The organism is Stenotrophomonas sp. Ste86 (assembly GCF_024519465.1).
In the GTDB taxonomy this organism is placed as follows: domain Bacteria; phylum Pseudomonadota; class Gammaproteobacteria; order Xanthomonadales; family Xanthomonadaceae; genus Stenotrophomonas.
On record NZ_JALJRW010000005.1, the window covers coordinates 223,369 to 246,979 of the forward strand.

General features: G+C 67.6%; 16 protein-coding genes. 8 read left to right on the top strand and 8 right to left on the bottom strand.

Features of this window, described 5'->3' with window-relative positions:
* Positions 1-174: 174 nt before the first annotated feature.
* From NR101_RS07650 to NR101_RS07680, 7 genes are all read left to right on the top strand, one after another.
* Positions 175-2,340, top strand: a complete 2,166-nt coding sequence (locus tag NR101_RS07650; protein WP_256776252.1) for a S46 family peptidase — start codon at positions 175-177, stop codon at positions 2,338-2,340.
* 234 nt (positions 2,341-2,574) lie between these two features.
* Positions 2,575-3,219, top strand: coding sequence for a histidine phosphatase family protein (locus NR101_RS07655; protein WP_256776253.1), 645 nt, complete (start codon positions 2,575-2,577; stop codon positions 3,217-3,219).
* A 26-nt stretch (positions 3,220-3,245) separates the two neighbouring features.
* Positions 3,246-4,520, top strand: coding sequence for a bifunctional tetrahydrofolate synthase/dihydrofolate synthase (gene folC / locus NR101_RS07660; RefSeq protein WP_256776254.1), 1,275 nt, complete (start codon positions 3,246-3,248; stop codon positions 4,518-4,520).
* A 108-nt stretch (positions 4,521-4,628) separates the two neighbouring features.
* Complete coding sequence (locus NR101_RS07665) at positions 4,629-5,660, top strand: SPOR domain-containing protein (protein WP_256776255.1); 1,032 nt, start codon at positions 4,629-4,631, stop codon at positions 5,658-5,660.
* A 55-nt stretch (positions 5,661-5,715) separates the two neighbouring features.
* Positions 5,716-6,513 carry a CvpA family protein gene (locus NR101_RS07670; RefSeq protein WP_256776256.1) on the top strand — a complete coding sequence of 266 codons (798 nt, stop codon included), beginning with the start codon at positions 5,716-5,718 and terminating at the stop codon, positions 6,511-6,513.
* A 29-nt stretch (positions 6,514-6,542) separates the two neighbouring features.
* On the top strand, positions 6,543-8,009 hold the full coding sequence (gene purF, locus NR101_RS07675) for an amidophosphoribosyltransferase (RefSeq protein ID WP_256776257.1): 1,467 nt from the start codon (positions 6,543-6,545) through the stop codon (positions 8,007-8,009).
* A gap of 10 nt (positions 8,010-8,019) precedes the next feature.
* Positions 8,020-8,871, top strand: coding sequence for a ferritin-like domain-containing protein (locus NR101_RS07680; RefSeq protein WP_256776258.1), 852 nt, complete (start codon positions 8,020-8,022; stop codon positions 8,869-8,871).
* Between the two features lie 144 nt (positions 8,872-9,015).
* Here NR101_RS07680 and NR101_RS07685 read toward each other — a convergent pair whose 3' ends face one another.
* On the bottom strand, positions 9,016-10,506 hold the full coding sequence (locus NR101_RS07685; protein ID WP_256777723.1) for a DUF2235 domain-containing protein: 1,491 nt from the start codon (positions 10,504-10,506) through the stop codon (positions 9,016-9,018).
* 191 nt (positions 10,507-10,697) lie between these two features.
* On the opposite strand from NR101_RS07685, the gene NR101_RS07690 reads away from it, so the two are divergent.
* Positions 10,698-11,951, top strand: coding sequence for a zinc-dependent metalloprotease (locus NR101_RS07690; protein ID WP_256776260.1), 1,254 nt, complete (start codon positions 10,698-10,700; stop codon positions 11,949-11,951).
* A 63-nt stretch (positions 11,952-12,014) separates the two neighbouring features.
* On the opposite strand, the gene lpxH is transcribed toward NR101_RS07690, so the two are convergent.
* From lpxH to phoR, 7 genes are all read right to left on the bottom strand, one after another.
* Positions 12,015-12,758 (bottom strand): UDP-2,3-diacylglucosamine diphosphatase, encoded by a 744-nt coding sequence (gene lpxH / locus NR101_RS07695; protein ID WP_256776261.1) that lies wholly within the window; start codon positions 12,756-12,758, stop codon positions 12,015-12,017.
* A 126-nt stretch (positions 12,759-12,884) separates the two neighbouring features.
* Complete coding sequence (locus tag NR101_RS07700; RefSeq protein WP_256776262.1) at positions 12,885-13,424, bottom strand: phosphatase PAP2 family protein; 540 nt, start codon at positions 13,422-13,424, stop codon at positions 12,885-12,887.
* The gene (locus NR101_RS07705; protein ID WP_256776263.1) at positions 13,405-14,547 is read right to left on the bottom strand and encodes a glycosyltransferase family 1 protein; all 1,143 of its coding nucleotides are present in this window, start codon (positions 14,545-14,547) and stop codon (positions 13,405-13,407) included. Before NR101_RS07705 ends, NR101_RS07700 begins: the two co-directional genes overlap by 20 nt.
* Positions 14,548-15,019: 472 nt before the next feature.
* On the bottom strand, positions 15,020-17,947 hold the full coding sequence (locus NR101_RS07710; RefSeq protein WP_256777724.1) for a TonB-dependent receptor: 2,928 nt from the start codon (positions 17,945-17,947) through the stop codon (positions 15,020-15,022).
* Positions 17,948-18,406: 459 nt separating this feature from the next.
* Positions 18,407-19,933 (bottom strand): exopolyphosphatase, encoded by a 1,527-nt coding sequence (ppx, locus tag NR101_RS07715; RefSeq protein ID WP_256776265.1) that lies wholly within the window; start codon positions 19,931-19,933, stop codon positions 18,407-18,409.
* 247 nt (positions 19,934-20,180) lie between these two features.
* Positions 20,181-22,262: a polyphosphate kinase 1 gene (ppk1, locus tag NR101_RS07720; RefSeq protein WP_256776266.1), complete on the bottom strand. Its 2,082-nt coding sequence runs from the start codon at positions 22,260-22,262 to the stop codon at positions 20,181-20,183.
* Positions 22,259-23,599, bottom strand: a complete 1,341-nt coding sequence (gene phoR / locus NR101_RS07725) for a phosphate regulon sensor histidine kinase PhoR (protein ID WP_256776267.1) — start codon at positions 23,597-23,599, stop codon at positions 22,259-22,261. The genes ppk1 and phoR overlap by 4 nt, the downstream gene beginning before the upstream one ends.
* Positions 23,600-23,611: the final 12 nt, after the last annotated feature.

Genomic DNA, 23,611 nt, shown 5'->3' on the forward strand with positions numbered 1-23,611 from the left:
AGGCGCCTTTCTGATGAACGCATCGCCATGCGCGGGAAACGTTCCGCCAGGCACGGCGGTTGATTCATTTCAGGCAATGATCGGCGCCGGTCACACCGCCCATGACTTCCGGGGTTCGGACCGGGGCAGGGGGGCGGGCTAGAATCGGCGGTTCTCTTTGCAAGGGGCTGCTCAATGCGCTCGAACCTGCTCGCTTTTTCCGTCGTCGCCAGCCTTGGGCTGGTCCAGGTTGCCCAAGCCGCTGAAGGCATGTGGGTGCCGCAGCAGCTGCCGGAAATCGCCGGTCCGCTCAAGCAGGCGGGGCTGAAGCTGTCGCCGGAGCAGATCTCCAACCTGACCGGCGACCCGATGGGCGCGGTGGTGGCGCTGGGCGGCTGCACCGCCAGCTTCGTGTCGCCGCAGGGCCTGGTGGTGACCAACCACCATTGCGCCTACGGTGCGATCCAGCTGAATTCGACCGCCGAGAAAAACCTGATCAAGGACGGCTTCAACGCACCCACCCTGAAGGATGAGCTGAGCGCCGGCCCGAACGCGCGCGTGTACGTGCTCGACCAGATCACCGATGTGACCGCGCAGGCCAAGGCCGCCATCGCCGCCGCCGGCAAGAATCCGCTGGCGCGGACCCGCGCGCTGGATGCCTTCGACAAGGCACAGACCGCGGCGTGCGAAGCCGATGCCGGGTTCCGCTGCCGTCTGTTCAGTTTTTCCGGCGGCAACACCTACCGCCTGTTCCGCAACATCGAGATCAAGGACGTGCGCCTGGTCTACGCGCCCCCGGGCAGCGTCGGCAAGTTCGGTGGCGACATCGACAACTGGATGTGGCCGCGCCACACCGGCGATTTCTCGTTCTATCGCGCCTATGTGGGCAAGGACGGCAAGCCGGCCGCGTTCTCGGCCGACAACGTGCCCTACCAGCCCAAGCACTTCCTGACATTCGCCGACACGCCGCTGGGCGCCGACGACTTCGTGATGGTGGCCGGATACCCGGGCCGCACCAACCGCTATGCGCTGGCCGGTGAGTTCAACGAAACCGCCACCTGGACCTACCCGACCATCGCGCGCCACTACAACGCGGTGATCGATCTGATCGGCAAGGCGGGTCAGCAGGATGCGGATATCAAGGTGAAATACGCCGCCACCATGGCGGGCCTGAACAACACCGCCAAGAATTATCAGGGCCAGCTGGATGGCTTCAAGCGCATCGATGCGGCCGGCCAGAAGCAGGCCGAAGAAGCGGCCGTGCTGGCGTGGCTGAAGCAGCAGGGCGCGGCCGGCAAGCCGGCGCTGGCTGCGCACGCGCAGCTGATCAAGCACCTGGAAGAAGGCGGCGCCACGCGCGATCGCGACCTGATCGTGAGCCAGTTCAACAACACCGCCGTGCTGGGCTCGGCGCTCAGCCTGTACCGCCTGTCGATCGAACGTGCCAAGGCGGACGCCGAGCGCGAAGCCGGTTACCAGGAGCGCGACCTGCCCTCGATCGAAGGCGGGCTGAAGCAGATGGACCGCCGCTATGTCGCGCGCATGGACCAGCAGCTGCAGACGTACTGGCTCAGCCAGTACGCTGCGCTGCCGGCCGCGCAGCGCAACAACGAGGTGCTCAACCAGTGGCTGGCGGGCAGCGACAAGGCCGCCATCGATGGCCTGGTCGGCAAGCTGGCCGGCACGCAGCTGGGCAGCCTGGACGAGCGCCTGAAGTGGTTCAAGGCCGACCGTGCCGCCTTCGAAGCCAGCACCGATCCGGCCATCCAGTACGCGGTGGCGGTGATGCCGGCGCTGCTCAAGCAGGAAGAGCAGAAGAAGACCCGCGAAGGCGAGTCGTTGGTCTCGCGCCCGCTGTACCTCCAGGCATTGGCCGACTACAAGAAGAGCAAGGGCGAGTTCGTCTATCCCGACGCCAACCTGTCGCTGCGCATCACCTTCGGCAACGTGATGGGGTACACCCCGAAGGACGGCGTGGCCTACACCCCGTTCACCACGCTGGAAGGCGTGGCCGCCAAGGAAACCGGTGCCGATCCGTTCGACTCGCCCAAGGCGCTGCTCGATGCGGTCAAGGCCAAGCGTTACGGTGGCCTGGAAGACAAGCGCGTCGGCTCGGTGCCGGTGAACTTCCTGTCCAACCTGGACATCACCGGTGGCAACTCCGGCTCGCCGGTGCTCGATGCCCACGGCAAGCTGGTCGGCCTGGCCTTCGATGGCAACTGGGAATCGGTCAGCTCCAACTGGGTGTTCGATCCGGTGATGACCCGCATGATCGCCGTCGACAGCCGTTACATGCAGTGGATCATGCAGGAAGTGGCGCCGGCGCCGCAGCTGCTGAAAGAGCTGAACCTGGCCAAATAAGCCCCTCCCGACCCCGCGGCGAACACCGCGGGGTTTTTCGTTGCGGGGTGCCGGCCGTTGGCTGGCAACCACGCGATGTCAGGTGCGGGCAAGCGCCACCCCGACCCCTCGCAGACCGATGGTCGCGACGGCGGCAGCCGGGCAGGGCACGGGGTATCATGCGTGTCCCCTCGATCATTCACATCTTGTGAACGATTGCGACCGCATTCCTCCCCCCAAGGACTCCCAGTACGCATGCGCATCCTGCTTGCCCGCCACGGTGAAACACCGTGGAATGCCGAAGGCCGCTACCAGGGCCAGATCGATATCCCGTTGTCGCCGATCGGCGAAGCCCAGGCACAGGCCCTCGGGGAGCGCCTGAAGTCGGTCGATATCACCCGTGCGGTGGCGTCGCCGTTGTCGCGTGCACAGCGCACCGCACAGTTGGCCCTCGGCGCCGAACGTGCGCCGATGTTGCTGACCGAACCGGACCTGCAGGAAATCGCCCACGGCGAGTGGGAAGGCCTGCTCGCCAGCGAAATCAATGAAAAGGATCCGTCGCGCCTGCAGGCCTGGCGCAACGAGCCGGACACCGTGCTGATGCCCGGCGGCGAATCGCTGCGACTGGTGCTGGAGCGCAGCTGGCGCGGCCTGGCCCGCGCGGCCGAAGGTCTCGGCGAGCACGACACGCTGCTGGTGGTCGCCCATGACGCGGTCAACCGCGTGATCCTGTGCCGCATCCTCGGCCTGCCGCTGTCGCGGCTGTGGACCTTCCGCCAGGCGCCGACCACATTGAACCTGCTCGAAGGCGCCGACCTGGACCAGCTCGAAGTGGTGCGCCTGAACGATTGCGCCCACCACACGCCGTTCTTCGGTGAAGCCAAGCACCGCGCACTGTAATCCTCTGACCCACTGATCCAACGCCCATGACCACCGTCGCCCCGCAGACCCTCACCGACTGGCTCGCCTACATCGAGCAGCAGCATCCGGCCACCATCGACATGGGCCTGGAGCGCGTCCGCAACGTGGCGCAGGCGATGGGACTGGGGCAGCCGGGCACGCACACCATCGTGGTCGGCGGCACCAACGGCAAGGGCTCCACCGTCGCCTTCATCGAGGCGATCGCGCGTGCGGCCGGCTGCAAGGTCGGCGCGTACACCTCCCCGCATCTGCTGCGCTACAACGAGCGCGTGCGCATCGATGGCCAGGACGTGTCCGATGATGCGCTGACCGCGGCCTTCCAGGCCATCGAAGCAGCGCGTGGCAGCACCACGCTGACCTATTTCGAGTACGGCACGCTGGCGGCACTCAAACTGTTCGGCGATGCCGGCCTCGATCTGGCCGTGCTGGAAGTCGGCCTGGGGGGACGCCTGGACGCGGTGAACATCGTCGATGCCGATGTGGCGGTGATCACCACGGTGGATATCGACCACAGCGACTGGCTGGGCGAGGACCGCGAAGCCATCGGCGTGGAGAAGGCCGGCATCATCCGCGGCTGGAAGCCGGTGATCCTGGGGGAAACCGATCCACCGTCCAGCGTGCTGGCCCGCGCGTATCTGCTGGGTGCCAACGCGATCCGCGGTGGCAGCGACTTCTTCGTCGATGTGATCGATGCGCAGACATGGTGCTGGCGTGATGTCGGCTTCCGCATCGAGCTGCCGACCCCGGCGCTGCGCGGCCCGATCCAGCTGCGCAACGCCGCCTCGGCGATTGCCGCGCTGCGTACGCTGGATATGCCGCTGTCGCGCACGGCGATCGCCGAAGGCGTGGCCGCCGCGCGCATCCGCGGCCGCCTGCAGGGTGTTGATCGCGGCGGCGTGGAAGTGCTGGTCGATGTCGGCCACAACCCGCAGGCCGCGCGCGAACTGGCCGCCGCGTTGAAGGCCGCGCCGGTGTCCGGCCGTACCGTGGCCGTGTTTGCCGCGTTGCAGGATAAGGACGCCGTTGGCGTGGTTGAGGCAATGGGTGAGCAGGTCGATGCCTGGCACCTGGCCGGCCTCGACGGCGCCCGCGCGCAGAGTGCGCAGGCGCTGCAGGCGCGGCTGCAGGACACCGCTGCCGCAAGCGCCCGCCGCCACGCCACCGTGGCCGATGCGCTGGGTGCGGCCGTCGCCGACGCTGCAGCCGGTGACCGCGTGCTCGCGTTCGGTTCGTTCCATACCGCTGCACAGGCGCTGCAATGGCTGGACGCTGCCGGCTGACCCGCGCCCGCCACCCCGCTGCGGCCGTTCAGCCGCAACAGACGCCGCTCACGCGGACACCCGTATAATCGCCGTGGCATTCCGCCGCGCCGCCCCTGCCTGCCTTCCGTGGATACTCCTCTGAAACAGCGACTGATTGGTGCCATCGTTCTGGTGGCCTTGGCTGTGATCTTCCTGCCCATGCTGGTCAAAGGCCCTGCGCCTGACAGTGGCGTGGCCAGCGTGCCGATCAGTGCGCCTGCCGCGCCGTCGGATGGCCAGTTCGAAACCCGCGAGTTGCCGCTGGTCGCGCCCACCGGCGGCGCCACCGGTCTGCTCGGTGCGTCCAGCACCCAGCCGCTGCAGGACAACGCGGCCGCTGCCGCCCCGGCCGCGACGGACACCTCGCCGGCAGTCGCCGCCGGCAACTTCGCGGTCAGCTTCGGCGCCTATGGCAGCCAGGCCGACGCCGATGCGGTGATCGCCTACCTGAAGAAGTCGCAGCTGCCGGGTTTCAGCGAAGCGGCCACCATCAACGGCCGCCAGGCGTGGCGCGTGCGCGTGGGCCCGTATGCCGATCGTGCGCAGGCCGAAGCCGCCCGCCTGCAGGCGGTGAAGGTGCGCAACGACGTCAAGGCCGAAGTGGTCACCCTGGACGCGCGCGCCGACACTGCCGTCGCCGCCACCCCGGCTGCGGCACCGACGCCGACGCCGACGCCGACGCCGTCCGCAGCGTCGCCCGCTGCCTCCAGCGCCGCTGCCGCGCCGGCCGCGGCCACCGTCAAGACCGAATCACTGCCGCCTGAACCGGTGGCCGCCGCCAAGCCGGCACCCAAACCCGAACCCAAGCCGGCCCCGGCCACCAAGCCGGAGCCCAAGCCCGAAGCGGCGGCCGTTGCCGCACCGGCGGCACCGGCCGCCAGCGGCGTCGGCTTCGCCGTGCAGCTGGGCGCCTTCGGCCAGGCGTCGGAGGCCAACGCGCTGCGCGACAAGGTCCGCGCCGCCGGTTTCAGCGCGTTCGTGGAACAGGTACGCACCGACAAGGGCACGCTCAACCGCGTGCGCGTCGGCCCGGTCGCCAACCGAGCCGAGGCGGAGAACCTCAAGGCCCAGGTTGCGTCCAAGGTCGGCGTGGCCGGCATGGTCCGGCCGCACCCCTGATGCCCGCCATGCGCCCGCGCCGTGAGGCCGGACTGTCCTGCAACGGAGGACGGGCATGATCGATTTCGTATTGCTGGCCGTCATCGGCATCTCCACCCTGTTGGGCGTGATGCGCGGCTTCGTCAGCATCGTCATCAGCACCTTTTCCTGGCTGCTCGGTGGCTGGGCCGCGCTGATGTTCGGCAGGTCCGCCGCCGGCTGGTGGTCGGCACCGGCCGCGCCGGGCACCGGGCACTATTTCGCCGGCTATCTCACCGTGTTCCTGCTGGTGATGGTGTCGGTGTGGGGCATCGGCCTGGTGATCCGCCAGGCAGTGCGCTCGACCAGCATGAACAGCGCCGACCGCCTGATGGGCGGGGGGCTGGGCCTGGCTCGCGGCGGGTTGATCAGTTGCGCCCTGCTGTTGATGGCCTCCTATACCCCGCTGACCCGCGAGGCCACCTGGCGAAACTCCAACCTGCGCGCCATGCTGCAACCCGGCGTGGGTTGGATGCAGGCCAAGATGCCGCGCATGCCCGACATGCCGCAGATGCCCAGCCTGGACGGCATGCCGGGGCTGCAGGGCCTGCCGATGGCGTTGCCGGAGGTGAACATGGCGCAACTGCCCGGTGGGGAGTTGGGCAAGCCGGGGCTGACAGGCGATAATGGCGTGCTTGGCGGACTGCTGGGGGGACGTGGATGGCCGCGACCCGTCGATGAAACCCCGCAACCGGCGGGTGATCCGGCTGACGTATGGGCGCGCAGCGCCACGCCCGGTTCCCCCCAGAACACCGATCCGGCGCTCGTGCGCCCGGACCAACCCGATCCGGCACGGAAAGGGTCCCCCGGCCAGGCACGGCCACCTTCACAGTAAATGGGCGCAGCCCAGCGGAGATTCGCACCATGTGTGGCATCGTCGGAATCGTCGGCAATCAGAACGTCGCCGGGCAGTTGTATGACGGCCTGACCGTCCTCCAGCATCGTGGCCAGGACGCGGCCGGCATCGCCACCGCCGACGGCACCCGCCTGCGCGTGCAGAAGGCCAACGGGCTGGTCCGCGATGTGTTCGATGCCAAGCGCATGTCCACCCTGGAAGGCCGTGTCGGCATCGCCCACGTGCGCTACCCGACTGCCGGCTCCGAAGGCATGGACGAGGCGCAGCCGTTCTACGTCAATTCGCCGTACGGCATCGCGCTGGCCCACAACGGCAACCTGATCAACACCGAAAGCCTGCGTCAGCAGGTGTTCGAGCAGGACCGCCGCAACGTCAACACCGACTCGGACAGCGAAGTGCTGTTGAACGTGTTCGCCTTCGAACTGGACGCGCAACGCCAGCTGACCCCGGAAGCGGCGATCCGCGCCGTGGCCGCCGTGCACCGCCGGGTCAAGGGCGGCTACGCGGTGATCAGCGTGGTGCTGGGCCTGGGCCTGGTCGCCTTCCGCGATCCGCACGGCATCCGCCCGCTGGTGCTGGGCAAGCGTGCCCACGCCGAAGGCGACGAATACATCGTGGCCTCCGAATCGGCCGCGCTCGACGTGCTCGGCTTCCAGCGCGTGCGCGACGTGCGCCCGGGCGAAGCGCTGGTGATCACCGCGCGCGGCGAGCTGTTCTCCGAAGTCTGCGCCGAGCCGGTCGAACACAGCCCGTGCATCTTCGAGTACGTGTACTTCGCCCGTCCGGACTCGATGATCGACAACGTGTCGGTGCACAAGGCGCGCATGCGCATGGGCATCAAGCTGGGCGAGAAGATCCTGCGCCTGCGCCCGGACCACGACATCGACACCATCATCCCGATCCCGGACACCTCGCGCGATGCCGCGCTGGAGATCTCCAACACGCTCGGGGTGAAGTACCGCGAAGGCTTCATCAAGAACCGCTATATCGGCCGTACTTTCATCATGCCGGGGCAGGGGGAGCGGGTGAAGTCGGTGCGCCGCAAGCTCAACCCGATCCACCTGGAGTTCCGCAACCGCGTGGTGCTGCTGGTGGACGATTCGATCGTGCGCGGCACCACCAGCCAGCAGATCGTGCAGATGGCACGCGATGCCGGCGCCCGCAAGGTCTACCTGGCCAGCGCCGCGCCACCGGTGCGTTACCCCAACATCTACGGCATCGACATGCCGGCCGCCGAAGAACTGGTGGCGCACAACCGCAGCATCGAAGAAATCGAAAAGCACCTGGGCTGCGACTGGCTGATCTACCAGGACATCGAAGACATGGAAGCGGCGGTGCGCGAAGGCAATCCGGAGCTGAAGGCCTTCGATTCGTCGTGCTTCAACGGCATCTACCCGACCGGTATCGAGCCGGGCTACTTCGAGCGCATCCAGCAGCTGCGTTCGGATGACGCCAAGCACAAGCGCCGCGCCTGAGGGCAGGGGAATGGCCGAGCAGTTGCCGCTGGAGGCGGCCGGTGACCTGCTGCGTGCCGCGCAGCATTGCCTGGCCGCGGTCGATCCGCTGCACAAGGTCGCCCTGACCCAGGCCTACGCCGCGCAGTTCCGCACGGGCCAGCTCAAGGCCCGTGCCGACGCCCCGCCACCGGAGCCGATACGGATGCCGGGGCGTCCGTCCCGGCCAGCGCTGGTGCATCCGCGTGATCTGCCCAAGCGTGGCCTGGGCAGTGCCGAAGGACGCGCCGCCTTCATCCATGCCATCGCGCATATCGAACTCAACGCAATCGACTTGGCCTGGGATGCGGTATACCGCTTCCGCGGGTTGCCCGGCTCGTTCCATGCCGACTGGGTGAGCGTGGCCGATGACGAATCGCGCCACTTCATGCTGCTGCATGGCCGGCTGCGGGCGCTGGGGTTCGACTATGGCGATTTCGACGCGCACAACGGCCTGTGGGAAATGTGCGAGAAAACCGCGCACGACGGTCTGGCGCGGATGGCGCTGGTGCCGCGCGTGCTCGAAGCGCGTGGGCTGGATGTCACCCCCGGCATGATCACCAAGCTGCGCTCGGCCAACGACCACGCTACCGCCGATGTGCTGGAGATCATTCTCCGCGAGGAAGTGGCCCACGTGGCTGCCGGTTCGCGCTGGTACCACTGGTACTGCAACCGCGCCGGGGTCGAGCCGCGCGCGCGCTTCATCGCCTTGTTGAACGAGTACGCCGGCGGCTTCCTGTACGGCCCCTTCAACCTGGAAGCGCGGCTGCTGGCCGGCTTCGACGAGGAAGAACTCGCCGACCTGATCGAACAGGCCGGCCGCACCAGCGGCCCCGCCCGGTAGAGCCACGCCATGCGTGGCTGCGTTTCCATTCGACGCCGCGTGCAGCCACCCATGGGGTGGCTCTACAGGTGACGTTTGGTAGAGCCACGCCATGCGTGGCTGCCTCTCGTTCCGGCGCCATGAACCGCCGCCCATGCGGGCGCCTCACGCGTTGGGCAGGACCACGCGCTTGCCATCCTCGGTGGGACGGTTGATGTAGAACAGGCCCGGGCCCGGTCGATAGGGCAGTTCGCGGGTCGCTTCATCGGCGGCGTAGAGCAGGGCGGTGTCGCCGAGCGCGTCGAAGTTCCAGTGTGCCGATTGCATCAGGTACCGCTGCCGCAGCAACAGTTCCTGCGCGGCCTCCAGCGGCTGGCCCGACAACAGGCGCGCGGCGATCGGCAGCAGCGGCGCGGGCAGGGCCAGCTCGGGCATCGCATCCACCGCACTGCGCCAGCGCACCCCCGCCGCCTCGGCGCGCTGCTGCATCAGGCGCAGTGGCACCCACTGGTAGCGCCCATCGATCTCACGCTTCAGCACCACCGCCGCATACGCGAACACCACCCACTGCGGCAGCACGCTGTCACTGCCGGCCACGCGCTGCGACTGCCAGCGGTGCCAGACATCCACCCATACCGCGTCATCACCCAGACCAAGCTGCGCTTGCCAGGCAGCGCACGCCGCCTTCGCTTCCCGATAGACATCGGTGTCGCGCAGCAACGCCAGCGGTGGCACGGCGGTGTCGGCCAGCCCGTGGTCGCGCAGGCGCTGGCCCAGCGGGCGGGTGAGCAGTTTCGGGCCCTCGATGCGCTGGTCGTAGCCGCCGCCGATGTTGGCGTGCGCGCCGGGCAAGGCGATCTCTTCGTGCTGCGGCCCGACCGTGGTCAGCGGGAAATACTGGCGATGCTCGTCGCGCGCGACCAGTTGCAGCACCTTGTCGGCGCAACCGGCCGGCAACGCTACGGCCGGGAGTTCATCACGCTGCTGCGGATGGATCGCCACCACCGTGTCGAACAGGCCGACAAAGCGCACCGGGCGTACCGACACCGCCGCCTCACTGCCGAGTTGCCAGCCGGTGCGGCGCAGCTGTTCCTGCAGCCAGCGGCGTCCGTCGCGGCGGTTGAGCTGGCTGAGCGCAGCGCGCGCGGACGCCGCACCGCGCGAAAAACCGAACAGGTCGATGCGCACCGTGCCCAGTACCTGATGCGGATGGACACGCGCCAAGGCGCGCAGCGCGTCGGGCAGGCACGTATCCAACCCGCGGCGCATCTTGGCGAGCACCCCGGTACGCCCGATGCCGAAGGCAAGGCCCATCAGGTCGTCATCCTCACCGGTGCGGGTGCCGGTGCCTTCGATGTAGATCGCCAGTGACAGGGCGTCGCCATGCGCGGGTTGTGCGCGATCGTCGGGATACAGCGCGTGCAGCCGGGCGATGTTGGTCAGGCCATTGCTGTAGCTGCTGGTCAGGCGGCTCTGGTAGGGCGAGGCGTCATCGGCAACCAACGGCGCCGGCGGGCGCGGCGTGGGCGTGGTGCTGCGCTGCGGGCGCGAGGCATGCAACAGGTTGTCGGCATTGTTGCGCGTGCCGTCAAAGAACAGGCCGATCTGCAGCGACACTGTCGCCGCCCTCGTTGCCGGGGTGGGCTGTCCTGCCATGGCGCTGGGGTCCCTGGGGTTGCACGGCAACGGTAGCGCGAAAATGACGCGGACGCGACGTCGCTGAACCGGCCGGTCGGCGGTCACAGTTCGGAATGTTGATTGCTCTGGTCTATTGAATTCACGCGATCAGTTGGCGCCATATGGGCGGGCACCACCACCCCGTATTCCACTCAAAGAGAGGCGACACGATGTCCAGATCGATGAGCAAGGCCGCAGGTGTGATCACGTTGTGCATGATGGCGGCGGGCGCTGCCAGCGCCGCGCCGCTGTTTGAACCGGTCACGGTGCTCAGCCGGGCCGGGGCCGCCAACCAACCTGCCGCGCAGGCGGTGCTGTCGGCCGCCTCCACCGCCGCGGTGCAGGAAGTGCGCGTGGATGCCGCTGCCGTCACGGCCGGCCAGCGCCAGCTGGAGTTCGAACTGCTCGGCGCACAGGTGCAGGCGGTGCAGCAGCGTGTGCAGGCGCTGCCCGACGGCGGCAGCATCTGGTACGGCCAGATCCAGTCGCGCAGCGCCAAATTGGACCGTCAGGCCAGTGCATCGGACCCGGCCAACTCGGTGATCCTGGTACGCGCTGGCAATACCGTCACCGGCTCGATCCGCAAGGATGGCCAGCTGTATCGACTGCGCCCGCTCAGCGATGGACGGCACGTGCTGGTGGAAGTGGATGAAACCCGGATGCCGGCCGACCATCCCGCCGACTACAACAGCCTGCCGCAGGTCGCCATGCCGGTGAGCGACCGCGCGGGGATCGCAGCAGCCTCCTCCGGCACCCCGGCCACCATCCGTGTACTGGTGGTGGCGACCAACGGCGCAGTGGCGGCCTACGGCGGCAACATGCAGTCGCTGGTACAACTGGCCGTGGCCGAATCCAACCAGGGCTACATCAACAGCAACGTCGGCATCACCCTGGAACTGGCCGGTTACGAGACCACCAGCTACGCCGAGTCGAGCAGCTTCTCCACCGACCTGTCGCGCTTCCGCAGCACCACGGACGGGGTGATGGACAGCATCCACACCAGCCGCAACAACACCCGCGCCGATGTGGCCGTGCTGGTGATCAACAACGCCAGTTCGTGCGGGCTCGCCTCCAGCATCGGCTCGACCGCCGCCACCGCGTTCGCCGCCGTGCATTGGGACTGCGCCACCGGGTATTACTCCTTCGCGCATGAAATCGGCCACCTGCAGAGCGCGCGCCACGACATCGCCACCGACTCGAGCACCTCGCCGTATGCGTATGGCCACGGCTACCGCTATGAGCCGGCCAGCGGCGCGCGCTGGCGCACGATCATGGCCTACGCGTGCACGGCCGGTTGCCCGCGGTTGAACTTCTGGTCCAACCCGAACATCAACTACAACGGCGTACCGATGGGCATTGCGTCCAGCGCCGACAACCAGCGCGTGCTGGTCAATACCAAGGCGACGGTCGCCGCGTTCCGTTGAGTAAGCGCATCCCCCGCGATCGTCCCGGCGATCGCGGGGGATGTTGTTGTGGAGCGTGGCGGCTCAGCGCGTCAGCGCATCCAGCGTCCAGCCCTGCGGGGTGACGCGCAGCACCGAGCCCTGCTCGTACCAGTCGCCGAGCACGATGCGGGTGCAGTCGTGGCCACCGACCTGCAGGGTGTGAATGGCCGGGCGGTGGGTGTGGCCGTGGATCAGGGTGTCCACGCCGTGGCGCACGAAGGTGGCGTCCACTTCGGCCGGCGCCACGTCGGTGACAGTCTCGAAGGTGCCGTGATCCTCCTGTTTCATTTCCGACTGGCGTGCCTGGCTGGCATCGCGCGCCTTCTGCGCGAAGGCGATGCGCGCGGCCAGCGGCTGGGACAGGAACTGCGCCTGGAAGACCGGGTCGCGGGTCTGGGCGCGGAACTGCTGGTAGGCCACATCGTCGGTGCACAACAGGTCGCCGTGCTGCAGCAGCACCGGTCGGCCGTACAGGTCGATCACGCTGGGATCGGGCAGGATGCGGAAGCCGGCGCGACGCGCATAGTCCTCGCCGACCAGGAAGTCGCGATTGCCGCGGATGAAGTACACCGGCACGCCGGCATCGGCGACGGCGTGCAGCGCATCAGCGACCGCATCGGCGGCAGCGGAGGGCGTGTCATCGCCGATCCAGGCTTCGAACAGGTCACCGAGGATGTACAGGGCATCGGCCTGCATCGCTTCATCGCGCAGGAACGCCAGGAACAGCTCGGTAATGGCTGGACGGCTCGGGTCCAGGTGCAGATCTGAAATGAACAGCGTGGTCATGGGCGCATTGTAAAACGGGTTGCCCGCAGCGGGTTGCATGCACATCGCGGAAAAGGGCAGCGCCACGCCATGCGTGACCGCCGTTCCCGCGATGCCGGATGCCGGCCGACAGGCCCCGCAACCGCCTTACATCGGCAACGGCAGCCAGCGCAGGCTGGCCCCGGCCAGCGCGGTCGCAATCGCCGTGGCCGCCAGTACATCGCTGGGGTAGTGCAGCCCCAGCACCACCCGCGACACGCCGATGGCGGCGGTGAACGGCACCAGCAGCGGTGCCAGCCACGGGTAGTAGGCGAGAGCGACGATGGTGAAGGACACCGCGTGCAGGGTGTGCCCGGAGGGGAAGCTGAACTCGTCCAGCGGCGCCACCCAGGCGCGGATGCGGAGATCGGCCGCATACGGACGCGGGCGACGGGTCCAGCGCTTGAGGCCTTTGTACAACAGCAACGCCATCAGGCCGGTGGCGGCCATGTGCAGCGACGCGCGCAGGCCCTCGACGCCGTCCAGCAGGATCAACGCGGCCATCAGCGCATACCAGAACACGCCATCGCCCAACCGGCTGACCGCAGCGAATGCCTGGCGGACGCGGCGGCGGCGGCAGTAATGGTTGGCGCGGCGGCACCAGCGGGTCTCGCGCCCGCGCAGGGCGTCAAGCGGCGTGGTCGGCATGCGGCCTCCGGGCCTGCGCGAGTTCGGCCAGCAGCGCATCGAACTCGGCCACCACCTGCTGCGGGTGCAGGCGCTGCATGGCGCTGGCGGCATTGCGGCCGAGGCGGGCGCGCAGCACGTCATCGCCAGCCAACTGCAGCGCTGCGGACAGGAATTGAGCGTCATCGTTCACGGCCATGCCGGTCTGATCGGTGCGCAGGTGTTCGCGCGCCGCGCCATAGTCGAAGGCGACGGTGGCCACGCCGCTGGCCATCGCTTCCAGGGTGACGTTGCCGAAGGTCTCGCTGCGGCTGGGGAACAGGAACAGGTCGCCGCTGGCGAAGTGACGTGCGAGCGCGTCGCCACGCTGTACGCCGCAGAAGATGAAATCGGGATTTTCATGCGCCAGTTTCTCGCGCGATGGGCCATCGCCCACCCAGACGAAGCGGGCCTTGGGCCGGATCTGCTGCAGCCGACGGAACGCCTTCACTGCCAGCGCAAGGTTCTTTTCCGGGGCGATGCGGCCGACGTAGATCGCCGCGAAGCCGTTGCCGTCGATCCCCCATTCCTCGCGCAGGGCCGGATCGCGTCGTTGCGGTTCGAACTGGCTGCTGTCCACCGCACGGGCCAGCAACCGCACGCGGTCGAAGCCCTGTTCGCCGAGGAACTGCTGCAGCTCCTGGGTGGGCACCAGGGTGGCGTCGGCCTCGTTGTGGAAGCGGCGCATCCAGCGCAATGCCGCAGCCTGCAGCCAGGCCACGCCGTAATCGGGCAGGTATTCATCGAAACGGGTGTGGAAACCGGTGGCGACCGGAATGCCCAGCCGACGCGCGGTGCGCAGCGCCGACCAGCCCAGTGGGCCCTCGGTAGCGATGTAGATCGCATCGGGACGTTGCAGCTGCCACTGCCGCGCCAGCCGCTTTGGCGCGGGCAGGCCAAAGCGCAGTCCGGGGTAGCGCGGCAGACCGGCGCCCTGCACCAGTACCGTGCCGCCGTCTGGATCGGTGCCGTCGCTGGCTTGGCGTGGACGCACTAGGTCGACCTGGTGGCCGGCCGCGCGCAGTCCCTGTTCCAGTCCCTGCACGGTCAGCGCGACGCCGTTGACCTCGGGGGGATACGTTTCAGTGACGATGGCATAGCGCATGGCGGGCCTCCGGGTTGCGTCCATGCTCGGCCCGGGCGATGTAGTGGACATGACGTGGGTATTACCGGCCGATGACGCCGGTGCCGGCCGCCGCGCCGGCGAGTACGGGAAAAAAGGTTCCTCTCCCATCTGGGGGAGTGTCTTGTTGCAGTCGCCGTCGCAGAGCAAGCACGACGCTACGGGTCTGGATGGGCAGTGCCGGCGACGTGGTGGATCGGGCTGTGTCTTCGCTCGGATCTGTCGCGAGCGTGAGGGCCCCGTAGCGGCCGGTAGGCCCCTGGCGCAAATGTCCCCCGGCCGCGGGGCGGCCTCCTCCTTGATTTTGCCCAGGAGCCTACCGCCCGACCCACCGAACAGCGTCTGGAAAGGCTGAACGCGCGCCACGTGCTTGCCCCGCATATGGGCGATGACGCAAAAAAAACCACGGCCCCGAAGGGCCGTGGTTGGGTGCAGCGGTATTACCCGGCAGCGATCAGAAGCGCTGCTGGTACTTCATGTACACGAAGCGGCCGATGTCGTAGCCGCCGTAATAGGAGAACACCGAGTTCGGCTTGGTGTACATGTTCGGGCCGTACTTCTCGAACACGTTGTTGGCACCGACCGATACGGTGGCATCCCACGGCAGGTTGTAGCGCAACTGCACGTCGTGGAAGGTCACCGAACCACGCTCGTTGTAGTTGCGCGTACCGGAGTACCACGGCGCACGCACGCCCGGATCGGAGCACTCATCCGGATGCGCGGTTGCGTTCAGGCACTGCTCCTTGACGCCAGAGTAGTAACGCGCGGTCCAGCTGATGCCGAAGTTGCCCAGGTCCCAACCCAGGGTCAGGTTGGAGCGCACGCGGAAGCCGCTGGTGGCGTTGGTGGAGATCCCGTTGGTCGGGGTCGGCACGACGCTGGTGTCGTTGGTGGAACGGTAGATGTTGGAGCTGACGTAGGTGGTCGACCAGTTGGTGCTGAACTTGCCCATCGCGTCGGTGTCCAGACGGTAGGTCAGCTCCATGTCGTAACCTTCGGTTTCCAGGAAACCGGCGTTGCGATTGCCGTAGTTCAGCTTGTTGACGATGCCCAGCGCCGGGTCACGGGTGAACTGTGCGCAACGCGAATCGATGCCCTGCTCGTAGCAGTCGATCAGGATCTGGTTCGGGCTGTCGGCAACGATGGTGTTGTCGATGCGGATCTTCCACCAGTCCAGCGACACGTTGAAGTTGCTGATGAAGCTCGGGCTCCACACCACGCCGAGCGTTTTGCTCTTGGAAGTTTCCGGCTGCAGCAGCGGATTGGAGCCATTGGTGAACGGCACCGGGGTCTGGTCGGTGCTGCTGGTGATCGGCACGTTGCCTTGCTTCAGCTGACGGTAGGTGTCGGCATTGGCGATGTCGCGGGCGCAGCGGGCGCGCACGGCGGCGCTGGTACGCGACGGACCGTAGACGGTATCGCAGGGATCGGCATAGCCGGTGGTGAAGGTTTCAGAGCCGCCGCCGTACAGGTCGGCGATGGTCGGGGCGCGGAAGCCTTCGGCCCAGGTGCCGCGGACCAGGATCTGGTCGATCGGACGCCACTTGAAGCCGAACTTGCTGTTGAGCGTGTTGCCGAAGGTGTCGTAGTCCGAGAAGCGCGTCGCCGCGTTCAAGGTCAGTTCCTTGGCACCCGGCAGGTCGGCCAGGACCGGCACGTTGAACTCGACGTACGCTTCCTTGACCTTGTAGCTGCCGCCGGTCGGGCCGGAAGCCAGGTTGGTGGTCGCGCCGGTCTGGGCCAGCGCATCGGGGATGAACTCACCGGTTTCCTTGCGGTTTTCCAGGCCGAACGCAAAGCCCAGGTCGCCGGCCGGCAGCGTCACGATGGAGCCGGCGATGGTGGCGAAGAAGTTCTTGCCGACGGTCTTGCCGGTGGAGTCTTCCGCCGGCATCAGGTAGTCGATCAGCGCCTGGTTGCCGGTCAGACCGTACGGGTCGGTCACGCCTGCGGCGATCAGCGGGTTCCACACCATGCAGTTGGCGATCGGGGCGGCAGCGCTGCCGCACTCGACCTTGCCGGTGGCGGCGTTGAAGTACGACGGGCCGACCGCGTTCTTCACGCGTTCCTTGTGCAGGTTGCCGGTGGCGTGCTGGCGCAGTTCGTTCTTGTTGTACTGGTAGCCCACTTCCCAATCGAAGTAGCGCTCGCCGATGTTGAACGAACCATCGAAGGCGGCCACGGCGCGGTAGGTTTTGAGCGAGCTGTCGCTGACGCGCGGCACTTCCCAGGTGCGGTGGTTCCAGGCCACGGCGGTCGGGGTGGCGTAGCCGTTCTTGCGACCGAACGGGTTGAAGTAGCTGTCGATCGACATCGGGCCGATGCCGGCCGTGGACGACTGCAGCGGGTAGCCGGCGATCTGGCGGCTGGAGTCACGCTTGTTGTAGCCCAGCTGGGTGCTGAAGCGGATGTCGTCGGTGATGTTCAGGCGACCATCGACGAACAGCGAGTCCCGCTTCAGCGGGTAGTTCAGGTGCATCTGCTCGTTGGTGTTGCTGACATCGCCGTCGGGAGCATTGGCGTTGGTCAGGTGGTAGTTGGCCGGGCTGAGCGGGTTGGCACCCCGGTTGAGCGAGTAGCTGCAGGCGGCGGTGCCGGTGCAGCCCGGGCCACGCAGGCCGGTGATCTGGCCGTACTGGCTGACGGTCGTCCACGCTTCGGTCGGGTGACGGTCGGTGTTGCCGTAGGCACTGAAGCCACGGTCCTTGGCCCACACGGCCTTTTCTTCGGTGTGCTCGGCCGAGAGGGTGATCGAGCCACGGTCGTTGGCCCAGCCGGCGACCACGTCGAAGCGGTCGCGCGCGCCGTCGCCCTGGCTGTACTGGCCGTGGTAGACGTTGGCGGTCACGCCGGTGACATCATGGCGGGTGATGATGTTGACCACACCGGCCATCGCGTCCGAACCGTAGATGGCCGACGCGCCGTCCTTCAGTACTTCCACGCGTTCCACTGCCGACACCGGCAGGCTCGACACGTCCTGGTAGCCGGAGGTGCTGATGCCCAGGCGCTTGCCGTTGATCAGCACCAGGGTGCGCTGCGCGCCCAGGTTGCGCATGTCGATGTAGGTGCCGCCCGCGTTCTCGCCGGCGCTCAGGACGTTGGCGCGGCTGATCGCCGGGCTGCCCATGGCGGTGACGTTCTGCAGGATGTCGGCCACCGAGCTGAAGCCCTGGCGTTCGATGTCCGTACGGGTGATGGCCAGCACCGGCTGGGCATTTTCCACGTCAACCTGGCGGATGCGCGAACCGGTGATCTCGATGCGGTCCAGATTGGTAGCGGTCGGCGCGTCCTGTGCCATCGCCGGCGCGGCCATCAGGCCTGCGGTGCCGGCGATCAGGGCACAGCGGATCGCGTGCCCCAATACGTTGGTGCGTGAATTCATGTGGTCTCTCTCTCGTTCGGAACTGACTCAAAAAGAGGTGGCGGGCCCAAGTCCCCGCCGCCTCAAAAATCCGACCCTGTTCAGGCCGGTTCTTGATCATAGTCTCGGTAGTTAAGGTCCTGTAAAGCAAAAGTGAAAAATTTTTCACGATAGCTTTCCGGTGAGAGCAAAAATTCAGCAAAAGCAATAGCTTGGGAATATGCCCACACATGCGATGCATGTCGATGTGTATCTGAATGTATCCGCATGTTGCGACGCAACATGGTTTTGGCGCGGATATGGCCGCGCCGGGAGCGGGGCGGACACGCAAACGGTCACGGTGAGACATCAACCGGTCAGCCGGACGGCCGGGGCCGGATCGACCGCGCACGCCCATTTACGCCGGTGCCGACAACGGGCCGGTCAGGCTGTCTTGTGGCGCGGTGGCCGCGCGACCGGGACGGACGCGCGGGGAAGGCGTCAGGCCACGAACGGCCGGAACTGCACGCCCAGCCCGGCCATGCCTTCGGCTTCCCCGATCAGGTCCGCGCGCAGCAGTGGACGGGCATCGATGAAGGCCTGGGGCAGGATCAGCGACAACCGGCTGTCCTCGGCGGTCAGTTCCAGCGCCGGCATCGGGGTGTCTTCATGGGCGCGGTTGAGCAGCACCGCCAGCCGCAGCAGTGCGGTCATGCGGCGCGCCGGCTGCAGCAGGCGTTCGGGCAAGGCATCGAAGGCCGACTTGGAGATGTTGCGGCGATGGCTGCGCACCAGCGCGGCCAGCAGCTGCTGTTCCTGGCGGGAGAAGCCGGCGATGTCCGAGTTCTCCAGCACGTAGCTGCCATGCACGTGATAACCGCTGTGCGCGATCATCAGGCCCAGCTCGTGCAGGCGCGCGGCCCAGCCGAGCATGCGCGCATCGTCGGGGTCCAGCGCCCAGCTGTCCTCGACCTGGCCAAGCAGGTTCATCGCGGTGCGCTCGACCCGGTCGGCCTGCGTGGTGTCGATACCGTAGCGCAGGGTCAGCGCGGCCACCGATTCATCGCGCAGGTCGTTCTCGCTGGCGCGGCCGAGGATGTCGTACAGGATGCCTTCGCGCATGGCGGCCTTGCTGACCAGCAGCTTCTGCAGGCCCAGCGCCTGGAAGGCGGCCTCGAGCACCAGGATGCCGCCGGCGATGATCGGGCGGCGATCAGCCGAGAGGCCGGGCAGGTCGATGTCTTCGATGCGCTTGGCCTTGAGCAGCTCATTGCGCAGCTGTGGCAGCGCCTCGGCGGTAATCGCGCCCTTGCTCAGCTTCATGGTCGCGCAGATTTCGCTGATCGCCTTGTGCGTGCCCGAGGAGCCCAGCGCTTCCTGCCAGCCCAGGGAACGGTACTTGGTGGCGAACTGCTGGAACTCGGCGCCGATCTCGGTCAGTGCGTCCTTCCAGCGCTTGCGACTGAGCTTGCCGCCCGGGAAGAAACGCCGCGTGCTGGCGATGCAGCCGGCCTGCAGGCTTTCGCGCTCCAGAGTCTGCATGCCCTGACCGATGATGAACTCGGTCGAGCCACCGCCGATGTCGATCACCAACCGGCGCTGGTCGGGCTTGGGCGGCTGCGCATGCGCGACGCCAAGATAGATCAGGCGCGCCTCTTCGCGGCCGCTGACCACTTCAATGGCATGCCCGAGCGCGGTTTCGGCCGGCATGAGGAAGGCATGTGGCGAACGCAGCTGGCGCACCGTGTTGGTGGCCAGCGCACGCACCCGTGCCGGCGGGATCGCGCGGATGCGCTGGCCGAACCGCGCCAGGCATTCCAGCGCGCGCTGGCGGGCCTCGGCGGACAGGCCGCCCTTGCCATCCAGGCCGTCGGCCATGCGCACGGTCTCGCGCAGGCGGTCGACCACCCGCAGCTGCCCAAGCGTGTAACGCGCGATGACCATGTGGAAACTGTTGGAACCCAGGTCGATGGCGGCGAGCAGGTCGCCATCCTGCAGGGCGGGCGGAGTCGTGGAGGTATGCGGCATGGTCGAATGTTAGCCGATGGGTGGGGCGCGAAGTCACCGCGCGGCCTTCACATGGGCTGCGACGTGGGGTCGCAGCGGTTCATGACGCTGGCGATCAACGGCCAGCACTACCGCCATGCATCTGGAGGCATGGCCCCCTGAGTCAGGGGGCGCACCAACCGGCGCGGGCTGTGGGTGGTGGCAAGAGGGCCCAGCGGCCTGCGTAGCAAGCCGTGGGGCCGCAGCGCGCATGCGATGACGCGTACACCTACAGACCCTGCATCAACGTCATCTGGGCCGAGTGCGGCGGCTCGTCGTGGCCCGGGGTGCACTTGGCGTACTCGCCGTTGGCCTGCAGTTCCCAGGCATTGAGGTTGTCGTCCAGGTAGTTCTGCAGCACATCGCGGTACACCTTTCGCGCCAGCTCCGGGTCCAGGATCGGGAAGCAGGTCTCCACCCGCCGCAGCAGGTTGCGTTCCAGCCAATCGGCGCTGGCGCAGTACAGTTCGGCGGCGCCATCGTTGCCGAACCAGTAGACCCGGCTGTGTTCGAGGAAGCGGCCAACGATCGAGCGCACGCGGATGTTGTCCGACACCCCCGGCACGCCCGGGCGCAGCGTGCAGGCGCCGCGCACGATCAGGTCGATCTGCACACCGGCCTGCGAGGCGGCGTAGAGCGCGCGGATCATCTGCGGTTCGTTGAGGGCGTTCATCTTGGCGATGATCCGGCCCGGGCGACCACTGGCGGCCAGCCGGGTTTCGCGATCGATGCGCTGCAGCAGTCCCGGGTGCAGGGTGAACGGCGATTGCAGCAGGCGCTTGAGCTTGGTCCGCGGCGCCAGCCCGGACAACTGCTGGAACAGCAGGTGCACGTCGTTGCCGATATCCGGATCGGCCGTGATCAGGCTCAGGTCGGTGTACGCGCGCGCGGTGCCGCTGTGGTAATTGCCGGTGCCCAGGTGCACGTAGCGGCGCAGCTTGCGGCCTTCGCGGCGCACGATCAGCAGCATCTTGGCGTGGGTCTTGTAGCCGACCACGCCGTACACCACCTGCACGCCGGCTTCCTGCAGGCGATCGGCCAGGCCCAGGTTGGCTTCCTCATCGAAGCGCGCGCGCAGCTCGACCACCACGGTCACGTCCTTGCCGTTGCGCGCGGCCTGGATCAGCGCATCGACGATCTGCGAATCCTTGCCGGTGCGGTACAGCGTCTGCTTGATCGCCAGCGCGTTGGGATCCACCGCGGCCTGCTTGATCAGGTCCAGCACCGGGGTGAATGCATCGAAGGGATGGTGCAGCAGCACGTCCTTGCGCGACACCACGTCGAAGATGCCGTCGCCATCGCGCAGCACGCGCGGGTTGAGCGTGGGGTATTTCAGTTCCGGGCGGGCCAGCAGGTCGTACAGCTGGATCACGCGGTTGAGGTTGACCGGGCCGTCGATGCGGTACACCGCGTTCTCGGTCAGGCCGAAGTTCTGCAGCAGCGTGCGCACGATGTCGCGCGGGCAGTCCTGGGCGATCTCCAGGCGCACCGCCGGCCGGTAGCCGCGGTCGACCAGCTCGTCGCGCAGCGCCAGTGCCAGGTTCTCCACTTCTTCCTCGTCCACCACCAGCTCGGAGTTGCGGGTGACGCGGAACTGGTAGGCCCCCTGGACTTCCATGCCCGGAAACAGCTCATCGACGAAGGTGGAGAGCACCGAGGACAGGAACACATAGGTCTGCGGGCCGCCGAGTTTTTCCGGCAGCTGGATGATGCGCGGCAGCGAACGCGGCGCGCGCACGATCGCCAGGTGGCCGGCGCGCCCGAACGCGTCGGTGCCCTTGAGCACCACCACAATGTTCAGCGACTTGTTGAGGATCTTCGGGAACGGATGCGACGGGTCCAGGCCCAGCGGCGACAGCACCGGCATGATCTCGTTGCGGAAGAACGCGCGCAGCCAGCGCTTCTGACGGTGGTTCCAGGAGTGGCGCCCGAGCACGTCGATGCCGGCCTCGTGCAGCGCCGGGCGCAGCGTCTCGTTCCAGCAGCGGTACTGCTGGTCCACCAGTTGCGCGGCGCGGTCGTGGATCGAGTTGAGGATCGCCTGCGGGGTCATCCCGTCCGGTGCCGGAGGCAGGCCGAACTCCTGCGCGTGGCGCACGGCGGCGGCGCGGATCTCGAAGAACTCGTCCAAGTTGGTGCAGGAGATGCACATGAAGCGCAGGCGCTCCAGCAGCGGCACCTGCGTATCCATGGCCTGGGCCAGCACGCGGAAGTTGAAGTCCAGCTGCGACAGTTCGCGGTTGATGTACAGCGCCGGGTCGCGCAGCGGATCGTTGTCCACCGGCACGGCGATCGGGACGAGGGTGCTCATGCGGAGAAGTCTTCTGCAGAAGGAAGGGAGGCCGTTTCGGTGCGCGCACGCACCTGGTCGGCGTCGAAGTGGCACGAGAACACGCTGCCCTTGCCGACCTCGCTCTGAATCTCCAGGCGCGCGTGGTGCAGGCCCAGGATGTGCTTGACGATCGACAGGCCCAGGCCGGTGCCGCCGCTTTCGCGCGATCGGCTGCTCGATACGCGGTAGAAACGTTCGGTCAGGCGCGGCAGGTGGGTGGCGGGAATGCCGTAGCCGGTGTCGCGCACCGACAGCACCGCGCCCTGGCCTTCGCGCGCCAGTTCCACCTCGATGCGGCCACCGGCCGGGGTATAGCGCACCGCGTTGGTGACCAGGTTGGAGAACGCACTGTGCAGTTCCTTGTTGGAGCCCTGCAGGTCGATACCGGCGTTGTCGACCACGCTGATCTGGTGGCGGCCCTGGCTGTGCGCCTCGGCCTCGCGGCGCAGCGTGGCCAGCATCGGCGCCATCGCCACCGCTTCTTCCTCGGTGTGTTCCTGCGATTCCAGCCGCGACAGGGTCAGCAGGTCTTCGACCAACTGGGCCATGCGCTGGGACTGCTTGCGCATTTCTTCCAGCATCGGGCCGGTGCCGGGGAAGTCTTCGGGCTCCATCATGTCCAGGTAGCCGTGCACCACCGTCAGCGGCGTGCGCAGCTCGTGGGAGACGTTGGCCACGAAGTCGCGGCGCACCTGTTCCAGGCGCAGCAGCTTGCTTACGTCACGGGCGATCAGCAGCCAGTAATCGGGCGAATAGGGGATCAGGCGCAGGTTGAGGCGGATGGCCGGATCGACCGGCGAGGGCACATCCAGGATCGGCTCGGCATTGCGTCCGCCAGCCAGCCAGTGGGCCAGCGGCATCGGCTGCAGGCGCTGCACCAGCGCCTCGCCCAGATCGCCGGGGTGGTGCAGGCCGAGCAGCGAGGTGGCCGCTTCGTTGAACCACTGCACGCGCTGGCTGTTGCGGTCCACCACCACCACCGCATCGGGCAGCGCGGCGGCGGCGGCGCGGTAGCTGCGCAGCATGTCCAGCAGGCGTCGCTTGCGCGTGCGCATTTCCCATTGGTTGCGGTACAGCAGCCGGTCCAGCTCGTTCCACACGCCGGTGCCATCCCCCATGTCCCAGCGATGCCGGGCGGTCAGCCCGCGCAGCACCCGGCGCAGCCGCCAGTAGTGCCAGGCCAGCGCGCCGATGGAGGCCAGTGCGATGCACATCCATACATGTCCGACCACCAGGCCCAGCACGCCGGCCGCGAGCAGCAGGGCGGCGAGGGTGGCCAGCGTTTTCAACCAGGCAGAGCGGATGTGGCGGGGCATTGCGGTCTCGCA